This is a genomic window from Thermasporomyces composti (assembly GCF_003386795.1).
Taxonomy (GTDB): domain Bacteria; phylum Actinomycetota; class Actinomycetes; order Propionibacteriales; family Actinopolymorphaceae; genus Thermasporomyces; species Thermasporomyces composti.
The window spans coordinates 860,126-874,484 of the sequence record NZ_QTUC01000001.1 but is presented as its reverse complement, the minus strand read 5'-3'; the positions used below and the strand labels follow the sequence as shown (position 1 = coordinate 874,484).

The window sequence follows — 14,359 nt, the reverse complement described above, 5'->3', positions numbered from 1 at the left end:
GATCACGGCCTGGCGGCGAGGCGTTGACGCGCGCCGGCGACGTGGACGGCGGCTTCTCTCCTGGTGTTTCCTCGACACGCGGACTCCTCGACACGCGGAGTCAGTGCCCGAAACGGCGACAAAGCGGCATCTCTGACATCCTTGGTGAGGGTCGTCCGTAGCGAAGCGGCCCGAGCAAGACAGGGGGATTGACGATGCGGGCACTGCTTCGCAGGGTCTCACTCGCCGTCGTGGCGTGCGCTCTCGCAGCCGCTGGGTTGCCGAACGCGCAGGCGACAGCGGCTTCACCGGTAGCCCTCGGCCCCGTTACCAGCCCGCCGTCCCACGTGGCCGACGTGTTGTCCACCGAGGCGTGGCCAGGGGAGACGGGGTCAAGCGGCGCCGGGCCGGGCAAGGGCCGGACGACCTCCGGGCCAAGCGACGAGCGCCCGACAGCGGCGTTCGTCACCCTCATCACGGGCGACCGGGTACGCCTGGTCACGAGGGACGGGCACACGATCGCCGTTCCCATGCCCGGCCCTGGTCGGGAGGGGATCCAGTTCGCGATCCACCAGCGCGGCGAGCGGATCGAGGTCGTACCCTCCGACGCCGCGCCGTTCCTGCTCCAGGGCAAGCTCGACCGTCGACTCTTCCAGGTCACCGACCTCGTCGCCGCCGGCTACGACGACGCCGCCATGCCGCGGCTCCCGGTCATCGTCCAGTACGCCCCCGGTCAGCGGTCCGTCCCGTCGCCTCGGACGGTGCGGGCCGGCCACACGCTCGCCAGCGTCCGGGCTACCGCGTACACCGTCCGCAAGACCGACGCCGGCGGGTTCTGGCGGTGGCTGGCCGGCCCCTCGGCCGGCCAGCCGGGCCGAACCACCCCGAGCGGGGGAGCGTTCGAGTCCGGCGTGGCGAAGGTCTGGCTCGACGGCCCGGTGCACGCCAGCCTCGACCAGAGCGTGCCGCAGACGAAGGCGCCGCAGGCCTGGGAGCTCGGGTTCACCGGCAAGGGCGTGACCGTGGCGATCCTCGACAGCGGGATCGACAACGACCACCCCGACCTTCAGGGTGCCGTGGTCGCCGAGCGCAACTTCATCACTGGTGGTGACGAGGCTAGGGACGGCCTCGGCCACGGTACGCATGTCGCTGGCATCGTCACCGGCAGCGGAGCCGCGTCCGGTGGCCGCTACCGGGGCATGGCGCCCGACGCCGTGCTCCTCGACGGCAAGGTGCTCGACGATGAAGGCACCGGCACCGAGTCGAGCCTGATCGCCGGCATGGAGTGGGCCGCTGCCCAGGACGCGCGCATCGTCAACATGAGCATCAGCACTTGGAACGCGTCCGACGGCACCGACCCGGTCTCGCTCGCTCTCAACCGGCTGAGCACCGACGACGGCCCGCTCTTCGTCGTCGCGGCCGGGAACAACGGTTCGAGCCCGTTCTCGGTCGGGTCGCCCGGCGCGGCGGACGCGGCGCTGACCGTGGGAGCCGTCGACTCCGAGGGGAGGACGGCGGAGTTCTCCTCCCGCGGCCCACGTGCGGGCGACGTCGCGCTGAAGCCCGACATCGCCGCGCCCGGCGTGGGCATCGTGTCCGCTCGAGCGACGGGGACCGAGCCGGAAGAACCGGTAGGTGAGCACTACGCGCGGATGAGCGGCACCTCCATGGCGGCGCCGCACGTCGCGGGCGCCGCCGCGCTGCTCGCTCAGCTCCGGCCGACCTGGACGCCGGCCCAGCTCAAGGCGGTGCTCACCAGCACCGCATCGCCCACCCCGGGCGAGGGTGTCTTCGACCAGGGGGCCGGGCAGCTCGACGCGGCCCGAGCGGTCACCCAGCGGGTCAACGCCGAGCAAGCCAACCTCTCGATGTTCATGCGGTGGCCACACCAGGCGCCACGGACCCAGACGCTGACGTACCGCAACACCAGCGCGACTGACGTGACGCTGACGCTCCAGCTCACCGTCACCGACGCTGAGGGCGAGCCCGCTCCGGACGGGCTGGTGACCCTTGACCGCACGACGCTGGTCGTGCCGGCGCGCGGCCGCGCCCAGGTCGAGGTCACCGTCGATCCCCGCAAGGGCGAGGCCGGGAGTTACTACGGTGGTCGGATCACCGCCCAGGGTTCCGGGGATGTCGTCATCCAGACCCCGTTGGCGGTGTCGATCGAGCGGGAGTCCTACGACCTCACCCTGCGGATCCTGGACCGCAACGGTGAGCTCGTCGAACGGGTGGACGAGGCGTTCCTAGTACCCCCGTTCGTCGCGGACCCCGAGTCCGGTCGGATCTTCGATCTACGGGCGGGCGAGGAGGGCCTCGTGGCGCGCGTGCCCAAGGGCACCTACACGTTCAGCACGATCCTCGTCACCCGTCACGGGCCCATTAAGCCGCCGAGCTTCACCCACCTGGCCGATCCCATCATCGCGGTGGCGAAGGACGTGACCATCACCTTGGACGCCCGAGCCGCGGAGCGGGTGCAGGCGACCGTCGAGGCGCGGGACGCCCGAACCGAGGCCACCACCTTCGGCACGACGGAGCTGCTGGGCGGTTACCCGTCCACGACGTTCGTCGAGGTCCCCGGCGCACAGCGGTCCCCGCTGTACGCATTGGCGACGGAGCCGGTCACGGACCGGACGTACCTGTTCGTCGTGTACCAGGTGATGGCGACCGACGACGCGACCTACGAGCTCGTCGTGGGGGAGCAAGGGCGGGTACCAGACGACCCGACCTACGCCGTCCGCAACGCCGACCTCTTCCGGGATGAGGCCACGTTCGCCCGGCCGGGCGCGGACATCGACTGGTGGGGGAGCTGGACGCGGTTCGCCGAGCTCCCCGGTGGCACCACCGTCGGTGTCGGGAGGTCCTACGACGTTCCCGTGCCGGGTTCGCGCACGCACCTGGCCAGCGCGAGGTTCGACAGCGACGTCCTGCTGTGGTCCGCGGACTTCGATGCGGGTCCCTCGGCTGTGGACATCGCGTACACAGAGTTCGATCTGGCGAGGTCGCACGCTCCGGGGTCACGGGTCCGACGCGCGTACGGACGCGCGGCCTTCCGTCCCCAAGGGGACGGCGCCTCCATCGAGGGCCTGACGAGCCTCTGGTTCACACCGGGCAACCCGTCACCTGGGCAGGGGCCGTTCTCGGTCTGGAGCCTCAACGGCGTCGAGGGGCGGGTCACCTTGGCCCGCGACGGTGAGGTCATCGCGGAGTCCGCCGATCCGTTCTTCCTCGACACGGAGGTGCCACTCGACGGACGCCACACCTACGTGGTCGAGCTCACCGCGACGCAGGACGTTCCGTGGTCTCGGTACGCCACCAGCGTGGACGCGCGGTGGACGTTCCCCATGGTGGGTCCGGTGGATGACGTCAGGCTCCCGCTGCTGAACGTCGCGGCCACCGGGGACTTCGACCTCACCGGCCGCGCGCCGGCGGGTGAGCCGTTCGTCCTGGAGTTGCTGCCGCTCCCCGCGGAGGACGTGGGGCAGGTGACCAGCGTGACGCTGGACGTGTCGTACGACGACGGCGAGACCTGGCGACAGGCCTCGGTGACGCGGACGCCGGCCGGTCGGTGGCGGGCGACGGTGACGCATCCGGACAACCCTGGGGGTTTCGTCTCCCTGCGTCTGCGCGCGCACGACAACCGGGGTCATCGAGTCCAGTGGACCTCGATCCGGGCCTACGGCCTGGTCGGGGGCGAGAGTTGAGGGTCGTGGCCCTCCAGGCCTCGACCTGACGGCGTGTGCGGGCCGAGCCGAGGATGGCTCGGCCCTCGCCGTCAGCGGCCCGAGGAGCTCAGCCGCCGCAGCCGCACGCCCCGCCGCAGCAGCCACCGCCGGCGGAGCCGCTCGCGCTCGTGGCGCGGCCGCCGACGGAGATCGTCGACAGCAACTTGACCGTGTCGTCGTGGCCCTGCGGGCAGGTCGCCGGCAGGTTGGCCTCGCTCATCGGCCTGGTGTGCTCGAAGGTCGCGCCGCAGGAGCGGCACCGGTACTCGTATCGGGGCACGCGACCAGGGTAGGCGAGCGACGACGGCGGGTGGAGAGAATGCCTGCGACCGTGAAAGACACTGGTGTTGCTACAGCAGGGAGAGAATCGCAGGGTGAGCCGTCGCCGTCCTCGGGGTCGCCGCAGCTCGGGCCAGCAGCCGCGGCCGTTGGCGGGTGGCTATGAGCGCGTGGAGGAATGGCCGGACGGGGAGTGGGTCGTTCGGCAGATCACCGGATCGACGAGCGTGAAGTCGTACCGGTGTCCGGGGTGTGACCAGCTGATCCCGCCGGCGACCCCGCACATCGTGGCGTGGCCGGTCGAACCGCTCTCCTTCGTTGGGTCCGGCCTCGACGAGCGCCGCCACTGGCACACCTCCTGCTGGCGCGCCCGCGACCGCCGGTGGCGTCGCTAGACCGCGGGCGCGGCGAGAAGGCTCGCCCGGTGCCTGCGAACGAGCGCTCGAGGCCGGCGCCGACGCGGGCAGCGCTGGCCGGCACAATCAGGAGACGTGTCCAACCCCGCCCAACCGATCCGAGCCAACAGCGTCCTGCCGGCTCGGCGTGCGCCGATCACGCTCCACACCGCGGACGGCCTCGAGCTCGTCGGCGAGCTCGCCGTGCCACTCGAGGACGATCCGGTCGCGACACTGATCTGCGTCCATCCCCTACCGACCCACGGGGGGATGATGGACAGCCACGTCTATCGGAAGGCGGCGTACCGTCTCCCGGCCCTCGCCAAGATCGCGGTCCTGCGGTTCAACACCCGGGGGACCGAGAGCGTGCAGGGGCGCAGCCAAGGCGAGTTCGACGGAGGGCGGGGCGAGCGTTTCGACGTCGCCGCGGCCATCGAGTACGCGGAGTTCACCGGCCTGCCGCGGATCTGGCTGGTCGGCTGGTCGTTCGGCTCGGACTTGGTCTTGATGTACGGGTGCGACCCCACGGTGGAGGGCGCGATCCTGCTCTCCCCCTCACTCCGGTTCTCCCAGCCGGAGCACCTGGCCGCCTGGGCCCAGTCGGGCAAACCGGTCACCGCGCTGGTCCCGGAGCTGGACGACTACCTGCGTCCTGACGAGGCGCGAGAGCGCTTCGCGGCCATTCCGCAAGCCGAGGTTGTCGGCGTCGACGGCGCCAAGCACCTCTGGGTCGGCGACGCCGAGCGGGTTCTCGACGAGATCGTGGCCCGTGTGGCGCCCGAGGCGGGACCGCTCCCGACGTCGTGGGCCGGCCCGATGGAGTACGCCGACGCGAGCGCGTACGCGGACCGCACGGTCGCCGCGTTCGCCGACGTCCCCCTCCCGGAGCGTCCGTCCGGATGAGGTGAAATGTCCGACCGCGGTCACGTCGCTGACCGAGATCGGCCACGAAGGAGCCGCCTGCGGCGGTATAGGCCGACCCGCACGGCTCCCTAGACTTGTCGCCGATGAGCGGTGATATGTCGGCGGCCACCACATCGGTGGCCGCTCAGTCTGAACAGCCTGGTTCCTCTGATTCGTCCCGTCCCCTCCGCGTCGGCATCGTGGGCCTCGGCTTCGCGGGCAACGCGGCGCTGCAAGGCTTCCTTGCACTCCCTGACGTCGAGGTCGTCGCTTTGGCGGGCCTGGAGAAGGACCGTCTCGCCGAGCTCGGCAAGCAGCACTCCATCCCAGGCCTGTACGAGCACTGGGAGGACATGCTCGAGCGCGAGGATCTCGACGCGGTCAGCGTGGCGACCCCGACGCAGCTGCACGCGCCCATCGCCATCGCGGCGCTGCAGAGCGGGTGCCACGTGCTGTGCGAGAAGCCGCTGGCGCGCACCGGCGACGAGGCACAGTCCATCGTCGACGCGGCGGTGAACGCCAACCGCGTCCTCAAGGTGGTGTTCAACCATCGCCAGCGTGGCGACGTCACCCTGCTGAAGCGGCACATCGACTCCGGTGCCCTCGGCCGGATCTACTACGCGAAGGCGCACTGGCTGCGGCGCAACGGCATCCCCGGCTTGGGAAGCTGGTTCACCAACCGCGAGATGGCCGGTGGCGGTCCTCTCATCGACCTCGGCGTCCACGTGCTCGACATGGCGCTGCACCTGCTCGGCGAACCGCGGGTGCTGAGCGTGAGCGCGTCGACCTTCGCGGAGCTTGGCCCGCGTGGGCTCGGTGGGGCCTCCTACAGCGCCAAGCAGGTCGTCGGATCTGCCTATGAGGTGGAGGACCTCGCGACGGCGTTCCTGAGGCTCGAGAACGGCAGCGTGCTCACGCTCGAGACCAGCTGGGCGACGTATCGCGACCCCAGTGACCACTTCGGGGTGACCTTGTTCGGTACCGACGGCGGCGCCGAGATCGCCGTGAAGAACTACCAGAACGAGGACACTCTTCGCATCTACACCGACGTGGCGGGAGAGCCAGCGGTGGTCCGGCCGGTCGTGCCGCGCAGCGGCGGACACGCCGCCGTCGTCCGTGACTTCGTCGCCGCCATCCGTGGCGGGGACTGGTCGTCACACGTCGGTCGCGACGGGCTGGCGCGTGCCCGGATCATCGACGCGTGCTACGAGTCGGCCCTGAAGGGCACCGAGGTCGCGGTCGTCGACAGGCTCTGACCACCGACCACGAGGGTCCGTGGGCGGCCGGCAACCGTGCCGTGCCACCGTCCTTCGAGTGTCCTTCGAGGCCATCAACACCCCCACGTCTTTCTCCCAAGGAGCAGCACATGAGCGTGTCCCCCATCCGGGTGACGGTCTGGGGCGAGAACGTCCACGAGCAACGCGACGAGTCGGTCAAGAAGATCTATCCCGACGGCATGCACACGGCCATCGCCGCCGGGATCACCGCGAACCTCGGTGACCGGGTGGTCGTTCGGACAGCGACCTTGCAGGAGCCGGAGCACGGCTTGACCGAGGAGGTACTGGCCGAGACCGACGTGCTCACCTGGTGGGGGCACGCGGCGCACGACCAGGTCTCCGACGAGGTGGTCGACCGGGTACACGCGCAGGTCCTGTCGGGGATGGGCTTGATCGTCCTGCACTCCGGTCACTTCTCCAAGATCTTCAAGAAGCTCATGGGGACCACCTGCTCCCTGGACTGGCGGAGCGCGAACGACCGTGAGCTGGTGTGGACGGTGGCTCCCAACCACCCGATCGCGCGGGGCGTCCCGAACCCGATCATCATCCCGCAGCAGGAGATGTACGGCGAGTTCTTCGACATCCCCGCGCCGGACGAGCTGATCTTCATCAGCTCCTTCAGTGGCGGTGAGGTCTTCCGCAGCGGCTGCGTCTACCGCCGAGGTCGGGGACGGGTCTTCTACTTCAGCCCAGGCGACCAGGAGTACCCCGTCTACCACCACCCCGACGTGCTGCGGGTGATCTCGAACGCCGTGGAGTGGGCCGCACCCACCTCGACGGAGCGCACGCTGCCGCACGTCTCGCGTCGTCCGACCGGGTGGTTCGAGACCGGGGAGACCCTGTCGGCGGAGGACCCACGTCTGGCGTAACGCAGACCCTCTTCTCCCGTGGGGCCCGGCGTCGTCCTCGACGTCGGGCCCTTCGTCGTCTCGGCGTCACCCCGCTCGCATTCGACGCTCGTGCTCGGGTCCGAGCCCGCCGACGTCGCGGACGGGAGCTAGCTGGCGTCGAGCCGCGGTTGGATCACTTCACGGACGATCAACAAGATGGCGGCGGCCGTGGGCACGGCGAGTAGCGCACCGACGATGCCGAGCAGCGAGCCGCCCACCATGGCCGCGATCACGATGACGGCGCCGGGCACGTTGACCGACCGTTGCATGATGCGGGGATAGACCAGGTAGTTCTCGACCTGCTGGTAGACGATGAAGTAGACCAAGCAGGCGATCCCGATCTTCGGGTCGGTGAGCAGCCCGACCAGGGTCGCCACGCCCGCCGAGATGGCCCCACCGATGAGGGGGATGAGGCCGAGGACCGCGACGACGATGGCGAGCGCCACCGCGTAGTCGCGGAGCCCGACGATCATGAAGAAGACGAACGCCGCGGTCGCCGCGACCGCCGCCACCGCGATCTGACCACCGACGTAGCCACCGACCCGGTCGAGGATCTCGTCACCCAGGCGGGTGACTCGATCCCGGCGGGAGCGTGGCACCAGCGAGTAGAGCGCCCGCTTGGTGGCCGGCAGCGAGCCGAGGAAGTACAGCGTGAGCACCAGGACGGTGAACACGCTGGCGAGCGTGCTGAAGACGATCCGTCCGGCGCCCAAGACACCCCCGAAGAGGCGCTCGTCCAAGAGGTCGCCGCTCAGGTAGTCCTGGACTCGTTGGGTGATGTTGTACCGATCATCGAGCCGGACGAAGTTGGGGTCGGTGCGCAGCTGGTTCAGCCAACCGGGGACCCGTTCGTTGACCAGCACCGTGCCCTGCTCGACGACGACAGGCACGATCGCGAGCCCGACGAGGCCGAAGATCACCAGCAAGCCGAGGAAGACGAGGGCGACGGCGAGCCCACGGCGGATCCTGCGTCGGACGAACCACTCGACGAGCGGGTTGAGGCCCACGGCCAGGTAGAGCGAGACGACCAAGAGCAGCAGCACGCTACGCACTTCGGCGAGCATGTTGGCCAGCTGCCACGCCAGCAGGGCGCCGAGCGCGCCGAAGAACCCGATGTAGAACGGCGACCGCCGGCTCAGCCGTGGTCCCGGCGTGCCCAGGCGCGGGACGTCCGCGGCGGGACTCGCCGTCCCGTTGGTCGAGCTCTCGGGGCCCGGCGGAGTGGACACAGCCGACGTCGAGCCGGTGGGCGCCTCGGGGGTAGGCCCACTCGGCTCGTCGACGACCACAGCTTCCGGTGTGGCGGAGTCTGGTGTGGCGGTGCGCGGCGCGTCGCCTGACGTGTGGGAGGCGTCGGAGGCAGCGTGCGTCGTCACATCGTTCTCGCTCATACCGTGGTTGTCTGGCCTGCGTCAGCGGGCCCAGTGGTGCTTGACGAGGCCCGCCCCCGGCTGGTCGGCGCGTTCAGGTGGCAGTGGCAGGCCGGGCGCGGTCTTCTGCGCCTCGGAGGGGCCGCCGCCGCCCGCGCGAGGAGCGTCGGGGGAGGCGGCGGAGCGCGCTGGAGCGCCCCCGCCCGGTGTCACACCCGACCCGGCTGCCGCACCCGCGACGCTACCTGAGCGTCCCGTGGCGCCTGGACGCGGCTGGTCGGGAACTCCTGTGATGGCCTGCACATTGTCACGCAGCCGGGTGAGACTCTCGATGAGCTCGTCACGCTGCCGGCGCAGGCTGGTGATCTGGCGTTCGGTCGCGGTGAGGTCCTCGCGCGCTCGGGCGTGCGCGTCGCGGATGATCCGCTCGGCCTCGGCGCGGGCGTCCTTGCGGATCTGCTCAGCGTCGCGACGAGCTCGGGCGAGAACCTGCGCCACCCGGTCGTTCGTGGCGCGCAGGCGTTGCTCGGTCGCCTCCTCGATCTCTCGGGCCCGCTTCTCGGCGTCGTGCAGGACCCGTTCGGCCTCTTCGGTGATGCGGTCGGCTTCGGCCGCGGCGTTGGCGTGGATGGTGGCCGCCTCGCGCTGCGCCTTCTCGAGGATGCTGGCCACCTTGCTGCGGCGTTCGGCCACCTCGCGCTCGGCGGTGGCGAGCATGGTCGCCACTTCGTGCTCGGCGCTCTGGCGCCGGCTCTCCAGCTGTTTCTCGAGCTCCCGAAGCTGGCGGGCGGCGGTCTCCTTGGCCTGCGCCAGGATGTCCTCGCGACGCTTCTGCGCCGCCTTGATGATGCGGTCCGCCTCCTCCTCGGCCGCGTTGCGTACCTTCTCAGCCTCGTCACTCGCGCGTCGGCGTGTCTCGGCCGCCATCCGCTCGGCGTCGTCCGTCACCCGTCGAGCCTCGGCCTGCGCCGCGGCCCGGAGCTCCGCGGCCGTCTCCTCGGCCCGGGTCTCGATGTCGATCGCCTGCTCCTCGGCCAGGCGCAGGATCTCCTGGGCACGCCTCCCGAGTTTGGCCCACGTCGGCTCGCCGGCGGCTTCGAGCGCGCGCTGCATCGCGACGAGGTCGCGCTGAAGCTGGGCGATCGTCCGGTCTCGCTCGTCGAGTCGCGCCTCAAGGGTGCGGATGCTTGCGTCGACCTCTTGCCGGTCGTACCCGAGGAGAACATTGGTGAAGGTGCCGACCGCGCTGCCGTGGTCGAGAAGGTACAGGCCCTCGTCGGGTTCAGACATGTGCTCTCCTCACCGCCTCGCCGGTCTGCCCATGGTGCCTGCCATCCCGTGATATCACCAGGCCTCTTCCCAGGACAGAGGTGTCGTGGGTCCTGCCCGGTGCTCGGCGACGTCCCGTGGACGAATCCATCTGGATATGTCCTTCGGACCTGCCCTCGGTGTCAACCATGGCACGCGATAGCTCATCGTGGGGCGGCACCGCGAGGGTTTCTCATGTTTCTCGGCCCGGGCGGTCGGACTCCTCGTGCGGTGCATCCCCTCGCGTCTCACCCGGGTGTCGGACAGTGGCAGGTCCGACCTGCCGGTCGACGTGTTGGTCGGCCCGGCCGTCGATTCGGTGAGGAGAGCGTTCGACGAGCTCGACGAGGACGCCACCGGCGCTCTTGGGGTGCAGGAAGTTCACTCTCGTGCCAGCGGTGCCGCGTCGGGCGTGTGGGTAGAGAGGGTCCAGCCCGCGCTCGCGCAGGATCGCGGTCGCCTCGTCCACGTCGTCGACCGCATAGGCAACCTGGTGGAGTCCCTCTCCGCGGGAAGCCAGGAACCGCGCCACCGGCGAGGCGTCGTTCAAAGGTGCGAGTAGTTGGAGGAGCGGGCCCTCGCCGGAGCCAACGCTCAGCATCGCCTCGCGTACCCCTTGTTCCTCGTTGACCTCGGTGTGGATCACCCGCATGCCGAAGGTCTCGGAGTACCACTTCGTCGCCGCGTCGAGATCGTGGACGGCCACCCCCACGTGGTCGATCGTCTGGAGCAAGGGTCGTGGCGGTTCGTCAGCCATGCCTCCATCCTGCGCCATCGCCGCCTCGCTCATGCCTGGGTGTTGTTCCACCCGACTGCTGGGCTCCCGACCGTGTGGTGTGTGACACCCGGTGGTGGTGGGCCCGGGAGGCGCGACAGCTGCGCCCGGTGACGGGGCGAGCGTAGGGTGGCAGACGTGAGTTCCGTCATCGTCGGTGGTGCCCGCACACCCATGGGGCGGCTGCTGGGCTCGCTCAAGGACTTCTCGGCCGTCGACCTGGGCGGCATCGCCATCAGGGCCGCACTGGACCGGACCGGAGTCCCGCCCGACCGCGTGCAGTACGTCGTGATGGGACACGTTCTGCAAGCCGGCACCGGACAAATCACCGCCCGTCAGGCGGCGGTCAAGGCGGGCATCCCCATGACCGTGCCCGCCCTCACCGTCAACAAGGTGTGCCTGTCCGGCCTGTCCGCGATCGCGCTGGCCGACCAGCTCATCCGCGCCGGCGAGTTCGACCTGGTGGTCGCGGGTGGGATGGAGTCGATGACCAACGCGCCGCACCTTGTGCCCGGTTCGCGGACGGGGACGCGCTACGGCGACGTCACCCTGGTCGACGCGATGGTTCGTGACGGACTCCGAGACGTCTTCACCGGCGCCGCCATGGGGGAGCTCACCGAGCGACACAACGCCGCGTACGGCATCAGTCGCGAGGAGCAGGATGCCTTCGCCGCCCGCTCGCACCAGCGAGCCGCCCGAGCCATCAAGGACGGGGTCTTCGAACGGGAGATCGCGCCGGTCGAGGTGCCAACCCGGCGCGGAGAGCCGATCGTGGTGACGATCGACGAGGGGGTGCGGGCCGACACCACCGCTGACCGGTTGGCCGGGCTCAAACCCGCGTTCGGGGCCGACGGCACTATCACCGCGGGATCGTCCTCCCAGATCTCCGACGGCGCCTGCGCGGTGGTGGTCGCTCGCAAGGAGACCGCCCAGGAGCTGGGGCTGTCGTGGCTCGCGGAGATCGGTGCTCACGGCGTCGTCGCCGGCCCGGACTCCTCCCTCCAGCTGCAGCCGGCACGCGCCCTCCGCGCGGCGTGCGCGAAGGAGGGGATCGAGCCCACGGACCTGGACCTGGTGGAGATCAACGAGGCCTTCGCCGCGGTGGCGCTCGCCTCGATCAGAGAGCTCGGCCTGGACGAGGACCGCGTGAACGTCCATGGCGGCGCCATCGCCTTGGGGCACCCGTTGGGGATGTCCGGTGCTCGTCTGGTCCTGCACCTGGCGCTCGAGCTGGCGGCCCGCGGTGGTGGCGTGGGCGCTGCGGCGCTGTGCGGCGGTGGCGGACAAGGTGACGCCCTCATCGTGCGGGCTGGCCCTCGCGAACAGCCGTGACGGACCGGCGAACGATGACGCGGCCGGCTCGCCGGCGCGACTCGGTGCCCGAGCTCGTCGACCGGGCACGGGCGGGTGACCCACGTGCGGTCGCTCGACTCGTCTCCCTGGTCGAGGACGCTGCGCCCGCGCTCCGGGAGGTGGCGGCGGCCCTGGCGCCGCACACGGGTCGAGCCGCTGTCGTCGGTATCACCGGTGCGCCCGGGGTGGGGAAGTCGACCTGCACCTCCGGCCTGGTCGCCGCCTACCGGCGGCGAGGCCTGCGCGTGGGCGTGCTCGCCGTCGACCCGTCCTCACCCTTTTCCGGTGGCGCGCTCCTCGGTGACCGGGTGCGGATGCAGGAACACGCCACGGACCCCGAGGTCTACATCCGCTCGATGGCGTCGCGGGGCCACCTCGGCGGCCTCGCCTGGGCGACCCCCCAGGCGCTTCGGGTGCTCGACGCTGCCGGATGTGACGTGGTGCTGGTCGAGACCGTGGGGGTCGGCCAGTCCGAGGTGGAGATCGCCGATCTCGCCGACACCACCATCGTGCTCCTCGCCCCGGGCATGGGCGACGCGGTGCAGGTCGCGAAGGCCGGATTGCTCGAGGTGGGCGACGTCTACGTGGTCAACAAGGCAGATCGGGAAGGCGCCGACCGGCTGAGCCGCGAGCTTCGTCACATGCTGTCGCTGGGTGAGCGATCCGAGGGCGCCTGGACGCCCCCGGTCATCCGGACGGTCGCCACCACAGGGGACGGGCTCGACAAGCTCGTCGAGGCGGTGGAGGCGCATCGAGAACACCTTCGGCGAAGCGAGGAGCTCGCCGCTCGGCGCGCGCGGCGCGCGCGAGAGGAGATCGAGACCCTCACCATCGTCGAGCTTCGCCGCCGGCTGAGCTTGTTGCCGGACAACCGGTTGGACGCCCTCGCCGCTCGGGTCCTTGCCGGCGAGCTCGACCCTTACCGGGCTGCGGACATGTTGGTCGCCGAGCTCACCGGTGAGGCGATTGCGACGTCGACCGCGACGGACACCGACGGTCTCCCCGGCCGTCGCTGACGGGCCGCGTGACTCCTCACGGCTGTTGCCCGCATCCGGCCGTGCGATCACCTAGGCTTTGGTACCAACTGCTGGACATGCGCTCCATCGACCCAATTGTGTTGGGCACAATGACACACACAGTTCGGGTCGGACTACGAAGCGCAAAGCGTCCGGCGGCGGGCCCTAGGGAGGAGTGCGGACGTGACACCTGGTACGAAGAAGGTGGTCACTTGGCTGGTGATCGCTTTCGTCGCCTTCTACCTCGTGACCAATCCTGAAGAGGCTGGCGGTGCCGTTCGCGGTGCGGGAGGTCTCATCGCCGACGGATTCGAGGCCTTGATCGAGTTCTTCAACACGGTCTTCGAGTGAACGAGGCAGGCCGGTCGTGAGTGGGCCGATCCGTTGGCTTCGGCGCGCGATCGCTGATCCGAAGATCGTCCGACATCTCCTCGCCGACGAGGGTGAGGTCGTCGTCGATGAGGTGCGGCACCACTGGGTCGTCTACGTCGTCCCCATGCTCGAGTGCGTGGTGGCGTTGGCGTTGCTCGTGGTCATGCTGAAGGTCCCCGTCGACGCGGCCTGGATCCCGTTCGCCGCGGCTCTCGTGATCCTCGTGCACGCCGGGTGGCGGGCTCTCAACGAGCACATGGACCGGTTCGTCATCACCAACATGCGGGTGTTCCGCGTGAGTGGCGTCCTCACCAAGAAGATCGCGACGACGCCCATCGCGCGAATCCTTGACATCACCGTCGACAAGCCCTTCATCGGCCGGATCCTCGGGTACGGCCACTTCGTCTTCGAGTCCGCGGCCCAGGAACAAGGTCTGCGCGACATCAGGTACGTCGGCAACCCTGACCAGCGTGACCTCACCATTCAGCGCCTGCTCCAGCGTTCCGGTCTGCGAGCCACCGCCAAGCAGGACGACGAGGAGGAAGAGCAGCAGCCCGCACCCACCCCCGTCCCGGTCGTTCGAGGGCGTCCACGCGCGAACCATCCCCGACGTCCCGGGCCGCCGACGGCGCGGCGTCTGCCCCGCTGAGTCGTCACCTTTCGGACGCGGGTCACATACTGTGACCGCCTCTGGCTCCGTCCCACTCTGGGTACGAT

General features: G+C 70.1%; 13 protein-coding genes. 9 read left to right on the top strand and 4 right to left on the bottom strand.

What is annotated here, in order from left to right; all coding sequences use genetic code 11:
- The first annotated feature begins 194 nt into the window (after nucleotides 1-194).
- Nucleotides 195-3,683: a S8 family serine peptidase gene (locus tag DFJ64_RS03780; RefSeq protein WP_115849181.1), complete on the top strand. Its 3,489-nt coding sequence runs from the start codon at nucleotides 195-197 to the stop codon at nucleotides 3,681-3,683.
- 88 nt (nucleotides 3,684-3,771) lie between these two features.
- On the opposite strand, the gene DFJ64_RS03775 is transcribed toward DFJ64_RS03780, so the two are convergent.
- Nucleotides 3,772-3,984 (bottom strand): FmdB family zinc ribbon protein, encoded by a 213-nt coding sequence (locus DFJ64_RS03775; protein ID WP_115849180.1) that lies wholly within the window; start codon nucleotides 3,982-3,984, stop codon nucleotides 3,772-3,774.
- A 94-nt stretch (nucleotides 3,985-4,078) separates the two neighbouring features.
- Here DFJ64_RS03775 and DFJ64_RS03770 point away from each other — a divergent pair, with 94 nt between their 5' ends.
- The 4 genes from DFJ64_RS03770 to DFJ64_RS03755 all read left to right on the top strand — a co-directional run bounded on the left by DFJ64_RS03770 (nucleotide 4,079) and on the right by DFJ64_RS03755 (nucleotide 7,427).
- Nucleotides 4,079-4,378 carry a hypothetical protein gene (locus tag DFJ64_RS03770; RefSeq protein ID WP_115849179.1) on the top strand — a complete coding sequence of 100 codons (300 nt, stop codon included), beginning with the start codon at nucleotides 4,079-4,081 and terminating at the stop codon, nucleotides 4,376-4,378.
- Nucleotides 4,379-4,474: 96 nt separating this feature from the next.
- The gene (locus DFJ64_RS03765) at nucleotides 4,475-5,281 is read left to right on the top strand and encodes an alpha/beta hydrolase (RefSeq protein WP_115849178.1); all 807 of its coding nucleotides are present in this window, start codon (nucleotides 4,475-4,477) and stop codon (nucleotides 5,279-5,281) included.
- A 104-nt stretch (nucleotides 5,282-5,385) separates the two neighbouring features.
- Nucleotides 5,386-6,537 carry a Gfo/Idh/MocA family protein gene (locus tag DFJ64_RS03760; RefSeq protein ID WP_115849177.1) on the top strand — a complete coding sequence of 384 codons (1,152 nt, stop codon included), beginning with the start codon at nucleotides 5,386-5,388 and terminating at the stop codon, nucleotides 6,535-6,537.
- A 110-nt stretch (nucleotides 6,538-6,647) separates the two neighbouring features.
- Nucleotides 6,648-7,427 carry a ThuA domain-containing protein gene (locus tag DFJ64_RS03755; protein WP_115849176.1) on the top strand — a complete coding sequence of 260 codons (780 nt, stop codon included), beginning with the start codon at nucleotides 6,648-6,650 and terminating at the stop codon, nucleotides 7,425-7,427.
- A 128-nt stretch (nucleotides 7,428-7,555) separates the two neighbouring features.
- On the opposite strand, the gene DFJ64_RS03750 is transcribed toward DFJ64_RS03755, so the two are convergent.
- The 3 genes from DFJ64_RS03750 to mce form a co-directional block, all read right to left on the bottom strand.
- Nucleotides 7,556-8,839 carry an AI-2E family transporter gene (locus DFJ64_RS03750; RefSeq protein WP_115849175.1) on the bottom strand — a complete coding sequence of 428 codons (1,284 nt, stop codon included), beginning with the start codon at nucleotides 8,837-8,839 and terminating at the stop codon, nucleotides 7,556-7,558.
- A 21-nt stretch (nucleotides 8,840-8,860) separates the two neighbouring features.
- A complete protein-coding gene (locus tag DFJ64_RS03745; protein ID WP_115849174.1) occupies nucleotides 8,861-10,108 on the bottom strand; it encodes a hypothetical protein in 1,248 nt (415 codons plus the stop codon).
- Between the two features lie 211 nt (nucleotides 10,109-10,319).
- Entirely contained in the window at nucleotides 10,320-10,883 is a 564-nt protein-coding gene (mce, locus tag DFJ64_RS03740; protein WP_211310480.1) for a methylmalonyl-CoA epimerase, read from the bottom strand.
- Between the two features lie 156 nt (nucleotides 10,884-11,039).
- Between mce and DFJ64_RS03735 the strand changes: the two genes are divergently transcribed.
- From DFJ64_RS03735 to DFJ64_RS03725, 4 genes are all read left to right on the top strand, one after another.
- Complete coding sequence (locus DFJ64_RS03735; RefSeq protein WP_115851801.1) at nucleotides 11,040-12,233, top strand: acetyl-CoA C-acetyltransferase; 1,194 nt, start codon at nucleotides 11,040-11,042, stop codon at nucleotides 12,231-12,233.
- A gap of 14 nt (nucleotides 12,234-12,247) precedes the next feature.
- A complete protein-coding gene (meaB, locus tag DFJ64_RS03730) occupies nucleotides 12,248-13,270 on the top strand; it encodes a methylmalonyl Co-A mutase-associated GTPase MeaB (protein WP_115851800.1) in 1,023 nt (340 codons plus the stop codon).
- A gap of 183 nt (nucleotides 13,271-13,453) precedes the next feature.
- Nucleotides 13,454-13,621: a hypothetical protein gene (locus tag DFJ64_RS19345; RefSeq protein ID WP_170152485.1), complete on the top strand. Its 168-nt coding sequence runs from the start codon at nucleotides 13,454-13,456 to the stop codon at nucleotides 13,619-13,621.
- Nucleotides 13,622-13,637: 16 nt separating this feature from the next.
- Complete coding sequence (locus DFJ64_RS03725) at nucleotides 13,638-14,291, top strand: PH domain-containing protein (protein WP_115849173.1); 654 nt, start codon at nucleotides 13,638-13,640, stop codon at nucleotides 14,289-14,291.
- Nucleotides 14,292-14,359: the final 68 nt, after the last annotated feature.